The sequence below is a fragment of the Halorubrum halodurans genome (genome assembly GCF_002252985.1).
GTDB lineage: Archaea > Halobacteriota > Halobacteria > Halobacteriales > Haloferacaceae > Halorubrum > Halorubrum halodurans.
The window spans coordinates 48979-66834 of the sequence record NZ_NHPJ01000094.1 but is presented as its reverse complement, the minus strand read 5'-3'; the positions used below and the strand labels follow the sequence as shown (position 1 = coordinate 66834).

Annotated in this window: 17 protein-coding genes, 1 tRNA gene and 1 pseudogene; 9 read left to right on the top strand and 10 right to left on the bottom strand. The window is 68.7% G+C overall.

Annotated elements, in window-relative coordinates:
- Positions 1 to 90 precede the first annotated feature (90 nt).
- Positions 91 to 2535 (top strand): methyl-accepting chemotaxis protein, encoded by a 2445-nt coding sequence (locus tag DJ70_RS10360; RefSeq protein ID WP_094532727.1) that lies wholly within the window; start codon positions 91 to 93, stop codon positions 2533 to 2535.
- 47 nt (positions 2536 to 2582) lie between these two features.
- Positions 2583 to 3059: a hypothetical protein gene (locus DJ70_RS10355; RefSeq protein ID WP_094532725.1), complete on the top strand. Its 477-nt coding sequence runs from the start codon at positions 2583 to 2585 to the stop codon at positions 3057 to 3059.
- A 41-nt stretch (positions 3060 to 3100) separates the two neighbouring features.
- Here the strand turns inward: DJ70_RS10355 and DJ70_RS10350 are convergent, their stop codons facing one another.
- The 3 genes from DJ70_RS10350 to DJ70_RS10340 form a co-directional block, all read right to left on the bottom strand.
- Positions 3101 to 3601 (bottom strand): cupin domain-containing protein, encoded by a 501-nt coding sequence (locus DJ70_RS10350; RefSeq protein ID WP_094532723.1) that lies wholly within the window; start codon positions 3599 to 3601, stop codon positions 3101 to 3103.
- Positions 3602 to 3779: 178 nt separating this feature from the next.
- Positions 3780 to 3854, bottom strand: a tRNA-Glu gene (locus DJ70_RS10345).
- A 142-nt stretch (positions 3855 to 3996) separates the two neighbouring features.
- Complete coding sequence (locus DJ70_RS10340; protein WP_094532722.1) at positions 3997 to 4224, bottom strand: hypothetical protein; 228 nt, start codon at positions 4222 to 4224, stop codon at positions 3997 to 3999.
- Between DJ70_RS10340 and DJ70_RS10335 the strand changes: the two genes are divergently transcribed.
- From DJ70_RS10335 to DJ70_RS10325, 3 genes are all read left to right on the top strand, one after another.
- Positions 4223 to 4522, top strand: coding sequence for a hypothetical protein (locus DJ70_RS10335; RefSeq protein ID WP_094532720.1), 300 nt, complete (start codon positions 4223 to 4225; stop codon positions 4520 to 4522). The two genes, DJ70_RS10340 and DJ70_RS10335, sit on opposite strands and share 2 nt — an antisense overlap.
- Positions 4523 to 4626: 104 nt before the next feature.
- Positions 4627 to 5586 carry a zinc-dependent metalloprotease gene (locus DJ70_RS10330; RefSeq protein ID WP_094532718.1) on the top strand — a complete coding sequence of 320 codons (960 nt, stop codon included), beginning with the start codon at positions 4627 to 4629 and terminating at the stop codon, positions 5584 to 5586.
- A gap of 106 nt (positions 5587 to 5692) precedes the next feature.
- The gene (locus DJ70_RS10325; protein ID WP_094532716.1) at positions 5693 to 6148 is read left to right on the top strand and encodes a pyridoxamine 5'-phosphate oxidase family protein; all 456 of its coding nucleotides are present in this window, start codon (positions 5693 to 5695) and stop codon (positions 6146 to 6148) included.
- 30 nt (positions 6149 to 6178) lie between these two features.
- Here the strand turns inward: DJ70_RS10325 and tgtA are convergent, their stop codons facing one another.
- The 5 genes from tgtA to DJ70_RS10300 all read right to left on the bottom strand — a co-directional run bounded on the left by tgtA (position 6179) and on the right by DJ70_RS10300 (position 12303).
- Entirely contained in the window at positions 6179 to 7660 is a 1482-nt protein-coding gene (gene tgtA, locus DJ70_RS10320) for a tRNA guanosine(15) transglycosylase TgtA (RefSeq protein WP_094532714.1), read from the bottom strand.
- A gap of 91 nt (positions 7661 to 7751) precedes the next feature.
- Positions 7752 to 9185 (bottom strand): arginine/ornithine antiporter ArcD, encoded by a 1434-nt coding sequence (arcD, locus tag DJ70_RS10315; RefSeq protein WP_094532712.1) that lies wholly within the window; start codon positions 9183 to 9185, stop codon positions 7752 to 7754.
- A gap of 174 nt (positions 9186 to 9359) precedes the next feature.
- Positions 9360 to 10130 carry an SIMPL domain-containing protein gene (locus DJ70_RS10310; RefSeq protein ID WP_094532710.1) on the bottom strand — a complete coding sequence of 257 codons (771 nt, stop codon included), beginning with the start codon at positions 10128 to 10130 and terminating at the stop codon, positions 9360 to 9362.
- Positions 10131 to 10207: 77 nt separating this feature from the next.
- The gene (locus DJ70_RS10305; protein WP_094532708.1) at positions 10208 to 10972 is read right to left on the bottom strand and encodes a Nif3-like dinuclear metal center hexameric protein; all 765 of its coding nucleotides are present in this window, start codon (positions 10970 to 10972) and stop codon (positions 10208 to 10210) included.
- 233 nt (positions 10973 to 11205) lie between these two features.
- Positions 11206 to 12303 carry an ABC transporter ATP-binding protein gene (locus DJ70_RS10300; protein ID WP_094532706.1) on the bottom strand — a complete coding sequence of 366 codons (1098 nt, stop codon included), beginning with the start codon at positions 12301 to 12303 and terminating at the stop codon, positions 11206 to 11208.
- 101 nt (positions 12304 to 12404) lie between these two features.
- Here DJ70_RS10300 and DJ70_RS10295 point away from each other — a divergent pair, with 101 nt between their 5' ends.
- From DJ70_RS10295 to DJ70_RS17790, 4 genes and pseudogenes are all read left to right on the top strand, one after another.
- Entirely contained in the window at positions 12405 to 13547 is a 1143-nt protein-coding gene (locus tag DJ70_RS10295; RefSeq protein WP_094532703.1) for an ABC transporter substrate-binding protein, read from the top strand.
- Between the two features lies 1 nt (position 13548).
- Positions 13549 to 14472: an ABC transporter permease gene (locus DJ70_RS10290; protein ID WP_094532700.1), complete on the top strand. Its 924-nt coding sequence runs from the start codon at positions 13549 to 13551 to the stop codon at positions 14470 to 14472.
- Position 14473: 1 nt separating this feature from the next.
- Positions 14474 to 15367 (top strand): ABC transporter permease, encoded by an 894-nt coding sequence (locus DJ70_RS10285; protein WP_094532761.1) that lies wholly within the window; start codon positions 14474 to 14476, stop codon positions 15365 to 15367.
- A gap of 301 nt (positions 15368 to 15668) precedes the next feature.
- A pseudogene (locus DJ70_RS17790) lies at positions 15669 to 15844 on the top strand (RNA-guided endonuclease TnpB family protein); the annotation flags it as partial.
- A gap of 1 nt (position 15845) precedes the next feature.
- Here the strand turns inward: DJ70_RS17790 and hemA are convergent.
- Together hemA and DJ70_RS10275 are read right to left on the bottom strand one after the other, a co-directional pair.
- Positions 15846 to 17192, bottom strand: coding sequence for a glutamyl-tRNA reductase (gene hemA, locus DJ70_RS10280; protein ID WP_094532697.1), 1347 nt, complete (start codon positions 17190 to 17192; stop codon positions 15846 to 15848).
- Positions 17189 to 17851 carry a precorrin-2 dehydrogenase/sirohydrochlorin ferrochelatase family protein gene (locus DJ70_RS10275; protein WP_094532693.1) on the bottom strand — a complete coding sequence of 221 codons (663 nt, stop codon included), beginning with the start codon at positions 17849 to 17851 and terminating at the stop codon, positions 17189 to 17191. The genes hemA and DJ70_RS10275 overlap by 4 nt, the downstream gene beginning before the upstream one ends.
- Positions 17852 to 17856 lie beyond the last annotated feature (5 nt).

Here is a 17856-nt window from a genome sequence, read left to right as displayed (position 1 = left end):
GACCGCGGCCCGGACGGGATCGACTCCTCGAATATCGTCTTTGATAACTGGTCGCATGCGTTTATGTTCCCCTATGAGAACCGCGGTACAATGTCAACAGACGAGGGATCGGGTGTCACTCGCCGCCTCTACGACCGCCTTCGCGGTCGGTACTTCTTCAAGATCGCGGGCGTGATACTGATCGTCTCCGCGGTGTTGCTCGGCGCGGGCGCGCTGACGTTCGATCAGGTACAAGCCAGCGTCGAATCCGACGCCCGGAACACGCTGCTCTCCTCCGCGGAACGCGAGGCACAGGGGATCGAGGGCTTCATCGCGGAGGGCGAGGGTCACGCGGCGCGGATCTCCGACACGCGCCGGATCCGGACGTCGAACGAACACACCATCCGACAGGAGCTCCTCGGCAACGAGCGGGCCCTCCCCGAGTACGTCGTCGACGTCCACTACTACGACCTCACGACCGACGAGATCCTGGTGAGCACCTCGCCGATGAAGGAGGGAACCATCCACACCATCTCCGACCGGCCGTGGGCGGTCGGCACCGGCGCCTTCGGAAGCCACCAGGTCGCCCGCTCGTTCGAGCCGTACGCCGTCGAGGGCGAGAAGCGGATCGGCTTCGTCAGTCCGGTCACGACCGACACGGACAAGGCGATCGTGGTCACGGCGGACCTCTCCGAGCGCGGCGAGCTGCTGACGCCGCCGATCGACGGGTCGAGCATGGAGATCGTCTCGACGCGGACCGGCCGGGTCGCGCTCGCCGGCGACGACGAGGCGATCCTGAACGAGTACTTCCTCATCGAGGAGCTTTCACACCTGCGCTCGGACGTGACCGAGCCGCGGGTCGACGAGGTCTCCGACGCTCAACAGGAGGTCGTCGACGCCGACCGGCTCGTCGCGGCCACCGTGCCCGTCGAGGGCAAGCCGTGGGCGGTCGTCGTCGCCGCGCCCGAGGAGGCGGTGTACGGCACCGTCGGCGACGTCACGCGGAGCGTCCTGCTGCTGATCGGCATCGCCGTCCTGGGACTCTTCGCCGTCGGGCTACTGATCTCGCGGGACGTGAACGGGTCCGTCGACGAGCTCCGGGGGTACGCCGAGGCGATCGAGTCGGGCGAGCTCGACGTCGACGTCGACCGCTCACGCACCGACGAGTTCGGACAGCTCTCCGCGATCATCGACCGCATTCGCCGGACGCTGCGCGAACAGATCGCGGCCGCCGAGGACGCCGCCGAGGACGCCGCGGCCGCGCGCGAGGAGGCGGAGGCGCTCTCGACGCATCTCGAGACGAAGGCGGACGAGTACGGCGAGACGATCGACGCGGTCGCCGAGGGCGACCTCACCCGACGGCTCGATCCCGAAAGCGAGAGCGCGGCGATGACGGCGATCGCCGAGTCGACGAACGAGATGCTCGATCGGGTGGAGGCGCTCGTCGTCTCGATCCAGGACGCCGCGGAGACCGTCGACGAGGGGAGCGCCGAGGTGACGGCCTCCACCGAGGAGGTGGAGTCGACGAGCGTCGACGTCGCCGAGAGCGTCGAGGAGATATCCGTCGGTACCGAGCGCCAGGAGGAGCACCTCTCGACCGCGGCCGCAGAGCTCAACGACCTCTCGGCGACCGTCGAGGAGATCGCCTCCTCGACCGACGAGCTGGCGCGGCGGTCGGCGACGGCGGCGACCGCCGGCGAGGACGGTCGCGAGCGGGCGAACGAGGCGATCGACCACATGGACCGGATCGACTCGGAGATGGGACGCACCGTCGAGGAGATGCGGACGCTCCGGGACGAGGTCGAACGGATCGGCGAGGTCGTCGGACTGATCGACGACATCGCGGAACAGACCAACATCCTCGCGCTCAACGCCTCGATCGAGGCGGCCCGCGCGGGCGAGGCCGGCGAGGGGTTCGCCGTCGTCGCCCGCGAGGTGAAGGACCTCGCCGAGGAGACCGCGGAGGCGACGACGGAGGTCGAGTCGCTCATCGCGGGCGTCGAGGCGTCGACCCACTCGGTCGCAGACGACATGTTCGCGATGGAAGAGGACGTCGAGCGCGGTCGTGACGTGGTCGACGAGACGGTCGACACGCTGGAGACGATCGTGGAGGACGTCTCCGACGTCAACGCCGGGATCCAGTCGATCAACGACGCCACCGACGACCAGGCCGACTCGACCCAGGAGGCGGTCTCGATGATCGACGAGGTCTCCGAGGTGAGCGTCGAGACCGCGAGCGAGGCACAGAACGTCTCGGCGGCGGCCGAAGAACAGACCGCGGCGCTCGCGCAGATCTCGACGAGCGCGGAGTCGCTCTCGACGCGCGCCGACGAGCTCCGCACGCTGGCCGGGGAGTTCGAGACGCGCGAGAGGCGGGCGGACGGCTTCGAGTTCGGGGCTCACGCCGCCGACGCCGCCGTCGACGACCCCTCGACGACGCCGGCCGCCGGGACGCCCTCGACGTCCGCCGTCGAGACCGACGGCGGCGACGCCCTCCGACCGGGCGAGGCGGTCCGGGACGAGGACGACGACGCGGTCGGATCCGAGGACGACTGACCCGACGCCGCACGAGACTCTTCTCGGGTCCCGTCCACCTTCCGCGCATGCGACGCAGAGCCCTCCTCGCGGTCGCGGCAGCGAGTACGACCGTGCCGCTCGCCGGCTGTCCGACGTTCCCGTGGGGCGAAGTTCCCGAGACCGTCGACGGGGCCGAGGTGACGGTCCGCCGCGAGCACACGGGCGAGTTCGACCCGGGCGAACCCGCCTACCGGGACGCAGCCGTCCTGCTCCGCGCGCTCGACGCCGACCCGCCGCGTCTCACCGTCAGGGGGCAGTTGCTCGACGGCGCGCGCGAGTGCTACCGGATCGACCTCGTCGGGGCGGACCTGACCCGCTCCCGTCTCCTGATCCGGCTGACGACGGAGGACGACCTCGACTGGGAGGGCGACGCGTGCCCGGACGTCGGCGAGACGCACCCCTACGAGGTCGCGGTCGCGTTCAGGGAGGCTCCGGTCCCCGACCGGGTCGAGGTCCGACACGGCGACGAGACGGTGCTCGAGGAGGCGGTCGAGACCGGCTGAGGTCGGGACGGATGCGGTACCCGTCGGACTGACGGTCCGGCTCAGGGAACCGTCCCGTCCATCGACCCGCGATACCAGCGGCCGGTCTCGAACCCACACTCGACGCATCGGGCGACGACGACCTCCTCCCCGTCGTCGTCGATCCGGTTCAGCTCCGTGTCGGTCTCGGCGTCACACTCCTCGCAGTACCGGAGTTTCGGCTGAGACCCGTACTCCAGCGGCGCGCCGATCGCGAGGGCTCGAACCCGTTCCTCTCCGTGGTTCCAGCCGCGCTGGAACTCCTCGCGGCCGAATCGGACGATCTCGTTCGGACCGACCGCGACCGGGCCGTCCTCGGTCTCGAAGGTCGCCGTGCCCGAGAGGACACAGAAGACCTCCTCCTGTACCTCGTGGCTGTGGTACGCGAACGCGAAGCTGTCGCCCGATTCGAGTTCGTAGTAGTTGATCGCGACGTCGGTGAGCCCGAGCGGCTCGGTGAGCTTCCGCATCACCGCGGCGGGCTGTACGTCGTTCTCCACGTCGTCGATGCGGACCCGGTTCATGCCGCCTCCTTCGAAGCCCGGCGTCAAAACGGTGCGTGTCGGTGGATCGGCTCGACGCGCTCGGCGCGGCCGCGTGACCGCCGACAGGGAGCGTCCTGCTCCACGTGGACGGTCGACGGCGGGGCACGAAGCCGCGGCTGGTCGGCGAAACGCGTCGAAGGAAGGCGACGGAGTTGGATGCTCCGGCAGGGATTTGAACCCTGGTCCTTGCCGTGAGAGGGCAAGATGATTGGCCGGACTACACCACCAGAGCGTGCGTCCGTGTTCCGTCGCGTTTCCGGGTAGGGCGTTCCACAGTAAAACAGTTCCGTTTCGACCCCGCCGTGTCTCGGTTTGTCGCGGTCGAGTCGGTCGTTCACGGTCGCCTCTGCCCGCGGCGATCGGCCGCGAGCGCGTCAGAGGTCGACCGCGAACGAGCCGACGCCGCCGGCCGCGCCGACGACCCTCGCGAGCAGGTCGGCGAGGAACGCGCGGCGGGACTCGTCCATGCGCTCCGGTTCGTGTCGGGCGAAGAGAGGCTCGCGGTCCCGCCCGCGGGTCGACGACCGCGGCAGCGGGAGGGGGAGCGCGCCCGTCCGGACCGACGCCACGGTTAAGCGGTCGGCCCGCGAAGCGTCGGGCATGACCGACACGTCGTTCACGTTGCTCGAGATCCACCTGGAGGAGGGAGCGGTCCGGATCGGGACGAACGGGCTCCTCGGCGGCGAAGACGCCGACGAGGGGGAGACTGACCGGGTAGCCGACGAGACGACACCCGGCGACGCGGACGGCGGGATGCTCGGGTGTCGTCCCTCGGCGGGATCGATCGGGGCGGCCCTGGCGGTCGTCGCGCTCCTCGCGGCGCTCGGCGTCGCGGCCGCGCGCCTGCTCGATGACGGCGACCTCGAGGACGCGGCCGAGATCGACGACCTCGGCGCGTGAGAGTCGGTTCTCGTTGCCGTTGCGATCCTGCCATCGCCACGCTTCGCCATCGTCACGCTCCGCACCGACACAAGGGACTTGAGGACGGCACGCCTCCCGATCGTATGAACGTCTTCCGAAGCCTCCGGGCGGTCTCCGAGGCGTCCGGCACCGGCCTCGTCGACTGGGCGAAGGCCGGGGAGGCCGCCAAGGCGAGCACGGAGCCGGGACGCCTCGACCTGACGCCCGCCGATCGGGAGGGCTACGCGACCGACGTGCGGGACGCGCGCGATCGGCTTCGGGAGGTCGCCGGCGTCGACTTCGCCGTTCCGGACGCGATCGAGGTCCAGAACCGCCACCACTGGATCGACGCGAACCGCGAGACGTTCCGGAACGTGATGGAGCCGATCGAGGCGGCGGCGACCCCGGCGATGCCCGAGCTCTCGCGGGTCGTCAACACCGGCTCCATGGCGTTCGCGCTCGGCTTTCTCGCGCGGACCGTGCTCGGCCAGTACGACCCGCTGTTGCTCGCCGACGACCCCGACGCCGACCACGGCCTCTACTTCGTCCACCCGAACGTCGTCGCGGTGGCCGCCGACCTCGACGTCGCGTACCCGCGGTTCCGTCGGTGGATCGCCTTCCACGAGGTGACCCACGCCGCGGAGTTCGGCGCGGCCCCGTGGCTGTCGGGGTACCTGGAGTCGCGCGTCGAGCGCGGGATCGACGGACTGCGCGCGAGCGGGCTCGATCCCGACGCGTTCGCCGAGCTTCAGACCGCGATGACGGCGGTCGAGGGGTACGCCGAGCTGGTGATGGACCGCGCCTTCGACGACGAGTACGCCGACCTCCGCCGGAAGCTCGACGCCAGGCGGGGCGGCGGCGGACCGGTGACGCGGCTCGCACGCCGCCTCCTCGGACTCGGCCTCAAACGGCGGCAGTACGAGCGCGGGGCCGCCTTCTTCGAACGGGTCGCGGACGAACGGGGACTCGCCGCCGCGAGCGCGGTGTGGGAGCGCCCGGAACGCCTCCCGACGGCGGGGGAGCTCGACGACCCGGCGGCGTGGCTGGCGCGGGTCGACCCGTGAGCGCTCCCGCGCTTGACCGCACGCCCGCCGGCTCCTCGGCGGAGCCGTCGTCTCGACCGGCCGAACCCGACGGTGGTTTTAGGCCGTCCCCGCCCGAACGGGTCGCATGAACCTCACCGGCCCGTGGGACCGGGCGCGCGTCGACGAGTTCCTCGCGGACGCGACGATCCCGGTCCGCATCGGCTGCCGGACGCCCGCCGGCGACCCGTGGATGGTGTCGCTGTGGTTCCGGTGGGACGGCGCGATCCACTGTGCGACGGGCGCGGACGCCGACGTGGTCCGGTTCCTCGAGGCGGACGACCGCGTCTCCTTCGAGATATCGACGAACGATCCGCCGTACAAGGGCGTCCGGGGTCGCGGCCGGGCGACGACGAGCGCGGACGAGGAGAAGCGGCTCCTCCGGTCGCTCCTCGAGCGGTACCTCGGCGGGACCGACAACGAACTCGGCGACCGACTCCTGCGGCCGGAACGCGAGGAGGTCCACGTCCGGATCGAGCCGGAGCGGCTCCACTCTTGGGACTTCACGGGCCGCATGCCGGAGCGCACGGAACCGGCCGAGTGAGAGGACCCGGAGCCGGCAGAACGGGAACGCCTACCGGCCGAGGTCCCGGAGGTCGTCGACGGCGACGCGGTCGGGAACCCGTTCGAGCGCCGTCGCCGCCCAGCCGTCGTGGCCGAGCGTGATCGCGGTCTCAGGGTTGGCCTCGGCGAGCCGCCGAACCCCCTCGGCGGCCGCGGCCTGAGCCGCGGGGTCGACCCGGTCGGGGGTCTCCGCGGTGAGCGGATACGTCTCCGAGAGCGCCCGCGGGAAGGGGCCGAACGGCGGCTTGACCCGCCAGACCGCGTCGTGGTCGTGGCTCGAGGGGGGCTTCGACTCCGTCAGAAGCAGGTCGGCCGGCGTCTCGAGGCGCGCGAGCCGGTCGTGGTGGCGGCCGACCTCCGGGCGGCGGGCGGACTCGTGGGAGGTGTAGAAGAACGCGTCCTTCGAGACGGGATCGGTCGTCTCGAGCTGCCCGGCGTGATCGAGGAGCGCGCGGTAGCCGTCGAGCATCGCCGGGTGGCCGCGGGCGCGGCGGTCGACCAGCTCCAGGAGCGTCCCGTCCCGGACGGCGGCTTTGATCCGCCGGATCTCCTCGAAGGTGACGTGGAGGTTGTGCTCGGCGAGCAGCCGTTCCGCCCGGTCGTCGTCGCCCTCGCGGAGGTCGGCGGGCGTGTGCTCGGCACAGACGGGGCACGAACAGGGGAAGTACGACAGCTCCGCGAGGTGTTCGGTCCCCGACACCGTGAGGTAGCGGCCGTCGCGCGCCATCAGCGCGTAGGCGGCGGAGTCGAACAGGTCACAGCCCGTGGCGACCGCGAGCGCGAGCATCATCGGGTGGCCCGCGCCGAAGAGGTGGACCGGACAGTCCGGGTCGAGCCCGCGTTTCGCGGCCGTGACCGCCTCGACGACGTCGGCGTAGCGGTAGGCGTTCATCAGCGGGACCATCGCGCCGACCGGGAACACGTCGAGGTCGGTTCCCGCGGCGTGCCGGCCGGCCGCCTCCCGGAGGTCCGGGTACGTCGAGCCCTGGACGGGCGCGTTGAGCAGCATCCCGCCCGTGTCGGCCGCCTCGGCGTCGGCGAGAGCTTGCCGGGTCGTCTCGAGTTCGCGCTCGGCGCGGTCGCGGTCGACGTCCGGCGGGGTGGGCACGTCCACGGGCGTCGCCACGTCGCTGCCGATCCGACGCTGGAACTCGAGGATCTCCGCGGTCGTGACGTCGATGTCGCCGTACTCGGCGAGCTGAAAGGAGCCGGAGTCGGTCATGATCGCGCCGTCGAACCCCAGGAAGTCGTGGAGTCCCTCCTCGAGCACGCGGTCGCGGATCCGGTCGGTGCTCCGGATGATGTAGGAGTTCGTGATCAGCATCTCGGCGCCGAACTCGGTCCGGAGCCGCTCGGGCTCGACCGTCAGGACGTTGGGGTTGACGACGGGCAGGAGCGCCGGCGTCTCGACGGTCACGCCGGCGCGGGGGACCTCGAGCCGGCCGATCCGCCCGGCGGCGTCGTGGTCCCGGATCTCGAAGTGGTCGCGCATACCCCGACTGCGGGCAGGCGGGCGGTAAGGGTTGCGTTCGGGCGGGCGGCGAGGGGGTCTCCCCGCAGCGCTCGAACCCGGAGCGGAGGGCTCAGTCGGCGGCCGCCGGCGTCGGTCGCTCCGCGACGTCGAGCGAGCGCCCGGTCACGGCGACGACGAGCAGCGCGAGCGGCGAGAGGAACGCGAAGAGGTAGTACGGGGCGTACTCCAGCGTCGGCACGCCGGTCACGCTCGTCATGAACACGGCTCCCGCGTGCCACGGGAACAGCGCGCCGGTCGGCGTCCCCGCGGCCTCGACCGCCCGCGAGAGCTGGTCGCTGTCGAGCCCGAACTCCTCGTAGGTGTTCCGGAGGGTCACCCCTGGGAGGACGATGCTCATGTACTGTTGGGCGGTGAGCGCGTTGATGAGGACCGCCCCGACGCCGGTTCCGGCGACCAGCGCGCCGGGGGTCCGCACGGCGGTCGTGAACTCGTGGGCGATGACCGCGAGCACCCCGGTCCGCTCCAGGATCCCGCCGAGCGACAGCGCCGCGACCACGACCGTGATCGTCCAGGCGGAGCCGGTGAGCCCGCCGGTCGCGAGCAGCTCGTTCACCAGGTCGGAGCCGGACTCCGGCGCGGTGCCGTACATGAACACCTCCCAGGCGGCGACGAAGCCGGTCCCCTGGACGAGGACCGTCGTCGCCGCGCCGGCGAGGACGCCGGCGACGAGCGTCGGCAGCGCGGGGTACCCGCGGAGCGCCAGCCCGAACGTGACGACGAGCGGGAGGAACGCCAGCACGGAGATCGCGTACGTCTCGCCGAGCGCGCCCTGTATCTCCGCGATGCGGCCGGCGGGGATCGCGCCCTCCGTCCGGAGCCCGAGCGCGACGAACCCGAGGACGGCGAGCCCGAAGGCGGCGGCCGTGCCGTCGCGCATCCGTCGGATGTGCGCGTAGAGGTCGGTGTTGGTGACGCCCGCCGCGAGGTTCGTCGTGTCCGACAGCGGCGACTGCTTGTCGCCGGCGTAGGCTCCGGAGAGAACCGCGCCGACCGTCATGGGAGCAGGAACGCCGAGTCCCGCGCCGATCCCGACGAACGCCACGCCGAGGGTGCCGACGGTGGTCCACGACGACCCGATGGCGAACGCGACGACGCCGGCGAGGACGGCCGCCGCCGGGAGGAACGTCGCGGGCGTGAGCGTCGCCAGCCCGTAGTACATCAGTCCGGGGATCGTGCCGGCGCTCACCCACGTCGCGATCAGTCCGTAGATGGTGAAGATGATGAGAAGCGCCTGAAGCCCCATCAGGAGGCCGTTCGCGATCCCCTCGAACAGCTCGTCCCAATCGTACCCGAGCCACAGTCCGAACGCGCCGACGAAGACGATACCCCACAGAAGCGGCGGGTGCGGGTCCAACCCGAGCACCGCCGACCCGATACCGAGAAACGCCACGACCGCGAGAACCGGGACCAGCGCCGCCGCGAACGACGGGCGCCGCTCCGGATCGAGGTCCGCGATCGTCGTTGGCGTGAACGATCGTGTCATCGACGCGAGTTATGCTTCTTGGACATAAGTACGCGTTGAATTATGCTCACAAAACATGTACACTGGGACCGCGAGACACGTCACCGACGTCCACGCCGCGTGCGTTCGTCACGTCGTCCCCCGCCGGTCCGGCGGAGGCATAAAAGGGAGGAGCGTCGAGGAACGTCGACCGCCCTACGCCCGCTCCGCGCCGAAAACGACTCGGATCGAGACGCTCACGTCGACGTCGCCGGCCTCGATCCCGGTTCGGGGCGCGCCGCTCGCGTCGTCGGCCTCCGCCGCGAGGGCCGTGGCCGCGTACGGGATGGTCCGCACGTTCGTCGTCGAGACGGTGTAGACGCCGGTCACCTCGAGGTCGGCGTTGGCGGCGAGCGTGTCGGCCTCGGCGTGAGCGTTGTCCATCGCGTCGCCGAGCGCCTCCGAGCGCAGCTCGTCCGCGCGCTCGTCCGAGAGCCCGAAGGTGACCTGCCGGACGCCGTCCGCGCCGGCGTCGACCGCGACGTCGATGACCTCGCCGACCGCGTCCACGTCGTCGACGCTCACGGCGTAGACGTGGACGCCGACGTACTCGCTGCGGTTCGCGTCCGGACGCATCTCGCGCGTCTGCCGGATGTCGTAGCGCTCGGTCCGGACGTCGTCCTCGCTCAGCCCCCAGTCGTAGAGGGCGCTCCGGAGCGCCCCGTCGCTCTCGGCGAGGTCGCTGCGGACGGTTCCCGCGTCGGACGCGGCCGACTCGACCGCGAGCAGCACGGTCGCGCGGTCGGGCTCGGCCGACGCCTCGCCCTCCGCCGTCACCTCGATCGATCGCTCGAGGTCGTTCGTCCCCGTCACCTCCGGCGAACTCGAGTCGCCGTCGGCCACGGTGCCCGATACGCCCGCACAGCCGGCCAGGAGGACGAGGATCGCGATCCCGAGCCCGGCGAGGCGTCGTCTCTGTCGTGGCATACCTTCGAGAACGGCGGGAGCGGGCTATAACGTAGCGAATACACAAAGAGTCGTTTGTCCGAGCGCGCGTCCGCCGCTCAGAGCCCGGTGGGGTGGCTCACGTACGTCGTCTCCAGGCCCCACTCCTCGGCGAGCGACTGGAGCGAGCGCACCCCGAACGTCTCCGTCGCGTAGTGGCCGGCGAGAAAGACCGTGACCCCCGCCTCCCGCGCGTCGTGGTACACCTGCTGTTTCCCCTCGCCGGTGACGAGCGCGTCCGCGCCGGCCGCGGCCGCCTCGTCGAGCCAGTCGGCCCCGGAGCCGGTGACGACCGCGACCCGCTCGATCCGGTCCGGGCCGAACGCGAGGACGCGGGTCCCGTTCGTGGCCCCCTCGAACCCGTCGAGGCGGTCGCGGATCGTCTCCGGCGGGAGCGGCTCTGCCGTCTCCCCGAGCGTCCCGATCGTGACCGGACCGAGCGTCCCGAACGGCTCCCGTTCCGCGAGCCCGATCGCGTCGGCGACGCCGGCGGCGTTCCCTAGCTCTTGGTGGCCGTCGAGCGGGAGGTGTGAGACGTACAACGCGAGGTCGTGCTCCGCGAGCGCGGCGATCCGGTCGTACGTCCGCCCCGTCACGTGGTCGATCCCGCCCCAGGAGATCCCGTGGTGGGTGACGAGGACGTCGGCCCCGGCGTCGGCCGCCGCCTCGATCGTCGCCGTCGCGGCGTCGACCGCGAACGCGACGCGCTCGACCGACCCCGTCTCCGGGCCGACCTGGAGGCCGTTCGCGCTGGCGTCGACGTCGGCGTACGCGTCGGTGTCGAGCCGGTCGTCAAGCCGGTCGACGAATCGCTGAAGCTCCATGGGCGTCCCTACGGACGCCGAAGAAAAAGGGTTCCCGTCGGCTCGCGACGTACGGCGACTCGGCCCCGTTTAGACGTGATATCGATCAGACGAGACGGGTGCTACCCGAGAAACAAAACCGAACAGAGCGGCAGCAGCGGTCGCCGTTCGCTATCGCCATGAACGACCGACCGATTCGCAGAGATACACGAGGGAAGCCAACGACTTCAGCCGGGTTCTTGATCCGCAGTCGTTCAGAAGACTACGGGCGCCCCTTCGACGATCTCTAGAGCCGTCCGATCGCCGACGGAGATGTCGGTCTGTCGCCCCTGAATCACGGCTTGGATCTCGTCGAGAGCGGCGTCAGGTTCGACGACGTAGTTCGTCTGATCGCCCTGGAAGTATCGTTCCCGGACCGTGCCGCTGATCGCTCCCGACTCGCCGATCTCGAAGTCCTCGGGGCGGATCGAGACGGTGGTCTCCCTCGCCGATCCGGATGCTGGGACGGTGAACCCTTCCTCGCCCCCGACCTCGGCGACCATGGCTCCATCCTGCTCGCGGATCTCAGCGTCGAAGAGGTTCGTGTCCCCGATGAAATTGGCGACGAAGGGGGTGGCGGGCTCGCGGTAGATCTCTTCGGGACTGCCTATCTGCTCGATGTGACCCTCGTTCATCACGGCGATACGGTCGGAGAGCGTCATCGCGACCTCCTGGTCGTGGGTCACATAGAAGAAGGCACCCTGCGTCTTCTCGTGTATCTTCCGGAGCTCGACTTGCATTAGCTTCCGCAGCTTCCGGTCGAGCGAGGAGAGCGGCTCGTCAAGCAACAACACGGCGGGTTCGTTGACCAACGCACGCGCGAGTGCGACCCGCTGTTGCTGCCCGCCGGACAGCTCCGTGGGGTTGCGGTCCTCGAATCCCGAGAGGTCCACGAGATCGAGGTATTCCGAGATACGCTCCTCGCGGATTTTCTCCTCCGACCTGTCGTCGTCGTGGGTTCCGGGAAGGCCTTTCTTTTTCAGTCCGTAGCCAGTGTTCTCGGCGACAGTCAAATGCGGGAACAGTGACAGATGCTGAAAAACGAGGTTTGTGTCTCGCGCCTCTGGCGGGACTGACGCCATCGACTGTCCGCCGATGCGGACTTCCCCGTCGGTGGGATGTTCGAAGCCGCTGATCATCCGGAGGGTGGTCGTCTTGCCACAGCCCGAGGGACCGACGAGCGTGAAAAACTCGCCCTGTCGAACGGTGAAATCGATGCCCTCGACCGCGACGAGGTCACCGAACTCCTTGCGGACGTCGTCCAATTCCACGAGTGTCTCATCACTTGTAGCGGTCTTCCCTTGCGATGCCATGGCACGGCGTTTCCAAGAGTCGAGTATAAACTTACCGACTGAAGGATCGAATGTCATGATACATAATTTTATAAAAGGGTAGTAAAAACTACGCGGTTGATATGTCTGACAGTCAGACTGACGGCGATCAGGCATCGAGCGGTAACAGTACGGTCTCGCGGCGGACCTACATAGCGGGTGCCGGTGCGGTGGGACTCACGGGGACCGCAGGCTGTCTCGGTGGTCTCGGTGGTGGCAGTGGATCACAGACGATCAACATCCTGACGTGGGAGGAATACGCGGACCCGGACATCAAATCCAGGATCGAAGACGAGGTGGGAGTCACGCTGGAGATCACGAAGTCGACCTCCTCTTCGAAGATGTTCTCTTCGTGGAACTCGGGTCAAAACGAGCAGTACGACATCGCGATCCCGAACAACAACTACGTGCCGAAGATGATGGACGCGGACCTGGCCGCGCCGGTCAACGAGGACGTGATGACCAATAGTGGGGACATTTACGAGGTCTTCAAGGGGTTCCAGGAGTCGCAGTTCACCAGCGGCGGTAACACGTACGGCGTCCCGATCCGCTTCGGGTGGTACGGCTACTCCTACGACTCGCGGGAGGTCTCCGAGGACCACGAGCAGAGTTACGACATGCTGTTCAACGACGAGTACTCGGGGAACATCATCATGTACGACAACCACTTCAAAGCCATGTCGGGAGCCGCGTTGTACCTCGGGTACCGCGACGCCTTCGAGGGATCGTCGGTCAGCCTCTCGGAGGACCAGATCGAGGAAGTGAAGAACACGATGATCGACCAGAAGGACATGCTTCAAGGGTACATCGCCGCCGACCCGACCTACATTAAGCAGTTCAATCAGGGGAACTTCGTCATCGGCCAGTCCGGTCGCAACGAGATCGTCGAGATGTGGTCGAACGGCAAGACCTGGCCCAAGATGGCGGCACCGAAGGAGGGATCGCTGGCGTGGTTCGAATCCGCGGTCGTCTCGAAGGCGTCGGACAACAAAGAGGCCGCGTGGAAGGTCATCAACGAGTACATCTCGCCCCAGAACGGTGCGTCTCTGGCGAAGATCGGGTACTCTCCGTCGGTCAACCCCAAGACCCAGGAGCACCTGAGCGACGAGCAAAACGAGATGTTCGGAGCGATCGATCCCTCACAGCTGGAGTCGATGATCCCGTTCAAGTCTGTCGAGAACGAAGACGCCTGGCTCACTGCGTGGGAGGAGATCAAGTCCGCGTAAGATGGCCGCAAGCACAGACACCAACAACAGATCGCTGCTCCGGACGGCCAGAGGCAAGCTCGCTCTGACCGCCGGACCCTCGACGATCTGGCTTGGCCTGTTGCTGTTGGCGCCGCTGACGTTCATGGTGACGGTGAGCTTCATGAACATCAACGAGGCGTACAACATCGTCTGGCAGCCGTCGCTGGACAACTACGGGCAACTTACCGGCCCCGGTCTACCCTGGGAGAGCTCGTTCTGGAACACCGCGTTCATGGAGTCGCTGCTGCTCTCGTATGTGATCGCCATAGTGACGACCGTGATGTGTTTCTCGCTTGCCTTCCCCCTCGCCTATCTGCTCGCACGGAAAGGCGGGCGGGTGTTCAAGGTCGTCATCTTCCTCGTGCTCCTCCCGTTCTTCACGATGTACCTCGTGCGGGCCTACTCGTGGCTGTTGATGTTCGGTCCGAACGGGGTTCTCAACGCGACGCTGCTCAAACTCGGGATGATATCCGAGCCTCTAGCCGTGTTCAACTTCGGGGTCCCGGCGATCATCGTCGGTCTGACGCACGCATACTTCCCGTACATGCTACTGTCGCTATACGCGAGCCTCGACGGCATCGACTTCTCACTCGTCGAGGCGGCCCGTGATCTCGGTGCGTCGCGTCCGGCAGTACTGAAAGACGTCATTCTCCCGCTCGCGTTACCGGGAATCATCAGCGGGAGCCTGTTCGTGTTCGTCCCCTCCCTCGGGGCCTTCATCACGCCACGTTTCCTCGGACAGGGGAAGGTATTGATGATCGGCCAACTGATCGAGGAGCGCATCAACTCGCTGTATGCGATCGGCTACGGTAGCGCTGGCTCGATGTTCATCGTCTTGACCATCGTCGTCGCGTTCGCCCTGGCTTTCCGCTACGTCGACGTCGACGAACTGGGAGGTGTCTGAGATGGCGACTAACACGGAAAACACGACTGACGTGACGACCGTCGAACGGTTCTTTGACCACCGGACCCGCGAGCGCTGGCTGCGCCGGGGACTCTACGGAATCGCGGGGCTGTTGCTCGTGTTCCTGTGGATCCCGCTCGCAGTGATGGTATTCCTCTCGGTTGCACAGAACGCGAGCACCCTGTTCCCGTTCGAGGGATTCACCCTCCAGCACTACGCCGCGACGTTCTCCGATCCCGGACTGATGATGGCGCTGTTTAATAGCGCCCAGGTCGCGACGGTTGCGGCGTGTATCGCAACGGTGCTCGGCGTGCTGGCCTCGTTCGCCCTCGCGCGCCGGGAGTTCCCGCTGAAGTCCGCGTTCCGGACCTTCGGCATCCTACCGATGATCGTTCCCGGCGTCGTTCTGGGTATCGCGCTCCTGATCTACTTCCGGACGCTGCTGTCCGCGATCCCAGTAGTGGGTGACCTGTTCGTCCCTGGGTTCCTGACTCTCGTGTTGACCCACTCCGTGTACGGGTTCCCGTTCGTCCTTCTCATCGTCTCCGCCCGGCTGTACACCTTCGACGAACAGTTGGAGGAGGCTGCGCGGGACTTGGGTGCGAGTCCGCTGGAGACCTTCCGGGATGTGACGCTGCCGATCATCGCCCCGGCGGTCGGCGCGGGCTTCCTGTTCGCGTGGATCCGATCGTTTGAGGACTTCATCCGTGCGTTCTTCACCAAGGGCACGATGGACGTGCTGACGACGGCGATGTTCTCGATGATCAAGTACGGCGCCGCGCCGAAGATGAACGCGATCTCCGCCTTCATCGTCCTCGTGATCGCGATCCTCCTCGCAGTGGCGATGAACCTCGGAAACGTCACCCAGTACGTCGCCGGCGGACCCGACGAGTAGGGTCAGCCGTCCGGCCTTCTTTTCGGTTCGCCACCGTCCCGGACGAGCGTGCCCACACCTGCCGGCGTCGCGCTCGTGCCGGTTGGACGGTCGCCAGAGAAAAGAATCCGAAGAGTGACTTGCGGAAACTCGAGAAGAGCCGCTCGTCATGTCACACTAGTTGGCGAACTCACGGCAGGCCGGATCTCGAGGGTCTCGGCCGCTAAACCGTCTTCCGCCCACCTGTAAAATCGAGGGGGTATCCCGTCTTTGGGCGCGGAACGGATCGTAAGCACGGCCGACTCCTCCTCTCGGAGACACGCATGGTCAACTCCGTCTCTCGAAAGGGTTCAACGTGAACGAGTCGCGGTCCGGCTTCATCCTCACAGCGTACGAAACCCGCCTCGACGTGGAAGCCGAGAACGTCCAGCGTACGTGCCAGAGCGGGGACTCCACCTCGTCCGTAAGAAGCGGGTTTCGGTCGAAAACGTACCCGGCGTCAGTCGTCGAGCTCCTCGGTCGCGGAGTCCGGGATCGTGTCGAACGGCGCGCCGGCGGGGGCTTCGACCTCGCCGTCGGTTCCGCCCGGCGTCTCCGGCGGGGCGTCGAACTCGGGGTCGAACAGCTCGAGCGCCGTCCGGATCGTCTCCCAGTCGTCCTCGCCGGCGGCGTCCCGGAGCGACCGCGTCGGGGCCGCGAGCAGCTGGCCGACCAGCGCGTCCGCCATCGCCTCGACGGTCTCGCGCTGGTCGTCGGTCAGCCCGCCCTGCGCCTCGAGCTTCGTGAGCGCGCGGTCGAGCTCGCGGGCCTTGACCCGGTCCGCGCCGGCGTACATCGCCGAGATGGCGTCGTCGGCGCGCTTCCGCTTGTACGACCGGAGGATCCGGTCGAGCTCCTCGTCGATGATCGACTCCACCTCGCGGGCCTCCGTCTCCCGGCGCCTCCGGGTCTCGCGGGTGACGTCCTCCAGGGCGTCGATGTCGTACAGCGAGACCCCCTCCAGATCGCCGGTCTCCGGGTCGACGTCGCGGGGCTGGGCGATGTCGATACAGACGATCCGGTCCACGCCCGTGAACGCCGCCGGGTCGAGCACCGGCTCCGGACTGCCGGTCGCCGTGATCACGAGGTCCGCGTCCGGGACCACGGCGGGGAGGTCGCTCAGGTGGACGACCGACGAGTCGGTGTCGACCTCCTCGGCGACGTACCGCGCGTTCGGCACCGTCCGGTTCGCGACGACGATCTCCGAGACCGTCGTGGCGTCGAGCGTGCGGGCCGCGAGCGTGCCCATCTCGCCCGCGCCGACGACGACCGCGGTGCCGTCCGTCAGGTCGATCTCGCCGGCCGCGAGCCGGACCGCCGCGGAGCCGAGCGAGACGACCCCCTCGTTTATCGACGTCTCCGTGCGGGCGCGTTCCCCGACGTGGAGCGCCTTCGTGACGGCGTCCTCCAGGACGGGACCGATCCCGCCGGCCGAGCGGGACTCCTCGTAGGCCTCCCGCATCTGGCCGATGATCTGGTCCTCGCCGAGGACGAGCGACTCGAGGCCGGAGGCGACCCGCATCAGGTGCTCCAGACTGCCCTCGTGGTCGAGCCGGCGGACCGCCGCGCCGCGGACCGACGGCGCGAACGACTCGAGCGCCTCCCGACCCTTCGTGGTCCGGTCGGTGACGACGTACGCCTCCGAGCGGTTACACGTCCGGAGCGCGAACGCCTCCTCGACCCCGTCGCGCGCGAGGAGGTCCGACACGGTCGCCCGGACGCTCTCGCCGCCGGCGGCGTCGATCTCGTCTATCGTCGCGTCGCCGTGGGCGACGCTCACGCCCGTGATCGCACCCGGCTCCTTCATCGGTCGACGACCTCCTCTATCACGTTGTCTGCCTCGATTCGAGCCTTGGATCTCCCCTTTTGTAAACCCTTCCAAACCCCCTCGGATCGCACGACTCGGCGGATCGCTTCCCGGCGGATCTCGGGGTCGACGCCCGCCGCCGAGAGCTCCTCACGCAGCTCCCCCGTGAGCTCGGCCATCGCCCCGGCACCCTCGATCTCGGCGCCGATCCGCTCGCGGAGCGCCTTCGAGAGCGCGGGGCTCCGCCCGCCCGTGGAGACCGCCACCCTGACCGGGTCGTCCGCGACGGTCGCCGGGACGACGACGCTCCCCGGATCGCGCCCGCCGGAGACGTCGGTGCGGTTGATCAGGCGCCCCGCGTCGAGCGCCGCCGCCTCCGCGGCCGCGTTCACCGCCGGGTCGTCGGTCGCGGCGACCACGAGCGCGGGATCGACGCGGTCGACCCACGCCGACACCGAGTCGGCGTTCGGGGCGGCACGAACCAGGCCGATCGGGGAGTCGTCCTCGGCAGCCGCCTCGACCAGTCGGTCGTCGAACGCGGGGCTGACGACGACGACGCGCGCCTCCTCCGCGAAGTTCAGGGCCTTCCGCCGGCCGACCGCGCCGCCGCCGACGACGAGGACGGTCTCCTCGGAGAGGTCGTGGTACAGCGGTATCATGGTGT

Coding starts and splice junctions, on each gene's coding strand:
- DJ70_RS10300 (WP_094532706.1), bottom strand. CDS start 12,303: ATGGCATCGCAAGGGAAGACCGCTACAAGTGATGAGACACTCGTGGAA.
- DJ70_RS10350 (WP_094532723.1), bottom strand. CDS start 3,601: ATGAACCGGGTCCGCATCGACGACGTGGAGAACGACGTACAGCCCGCC.
- tgtA (WP_094532714.1), bottom strand. CDS start 7,660: ATGCGCGACCACTTCGAGATCCGGGACCACGACGCCGCCGGGCGGATC.
- DJ70_RS10305 (WP_094532708.1), bottom strand. CDS start 10,972: ATGGAGCTTCAGCGATTCGTCGACCGGCTTGACGACCGGCTCGACACC.
- DJ70_RS10360 (WP_094532727.1), top strand. CDS start 91: ATGTCAACAGACGAGGGATCGGGTGTCACTCGCCGCCTCTACGACCGC.
- arcD (WP_094532712.1), bottom strand. CDS start 9,185: ATGACACGATCGTTCACGCCAACGACGATCGCGGACCTCGATCCGGAG.
- DJ70_RS10330 (WP_094532718.1), top strand. CDS start 4,627: ATGAACGTCTTCCGAAGCCTCCGGGCGGTCTCCGAGGCGTCCGGCACC.
- DJ70_RS10335 (WP_094532720.1), top strand. CDS start 4,223: ATGACCGACACGTCGTTCACGTTGCTCGAGATCCACCTGGAGGAGGGA.
- DJ70_RS10285 (WP_094532761.1), top strand. CDS start 14,474: ATGGCGACTAACACGGAAAACACGACTGACGTGACGACCGTCGAACGG.
- DJ70_RS10290 (WP_094532700.1), top strand. CDS start 13,549: ATGGCCGCAAGCACAGACACCAACAACAGATCGCTGCTCCGGACGGCC.
- DJ70_RS10310 (WP_094532710.1), bottom strand. CDS start 10,130: ATGCCACGACAGAGACGACGCCTCGCCGGGCTCGGGATCGCGATCCTC.
- DJ70_RS10295 (WP_094532703.1), top strand. CDS start 12,405: ATGTCTGACAGTCAGACTGACGGCGATCAGGCATCGAGCGGTAACAGT.
- hemA (WP_094532697.1), bottom strand. CDS start 17,192: ATGAAGGAGCCGGGTGCGATCACGGGCGTGAGCGTCGCCCACGGCGAC.
- DJ70_RS10325 (WP_094532716.1), top strand. CDS start 5,693: ATGAACCTCACCGGCCCGTGGGACCGGGCGCGCGTCGACGAGTTCCTC.
- DJ70_RS10275 (WP_094532693.1), bottom strand. CDS start 17,851: ATGATACCGCTGTACCACGACCTCTCCGAGGAGACCGTCCTCGTCGTC.
- DJ70_RS10340 (WP_094532722.1), bottom strand. CDS start 4,224: ATGCCCGACGCTTCGCGGGCCGACCGCTTAACCGTGGCGTCGGTCCGG.
- DJ70_RS10355 (WP_094532725.1), top strand. CDS start 2,583: ATGCGACGCAGAGCCCTCCTCGCGGTCGCGGCAGCGAGTACGACCGTG.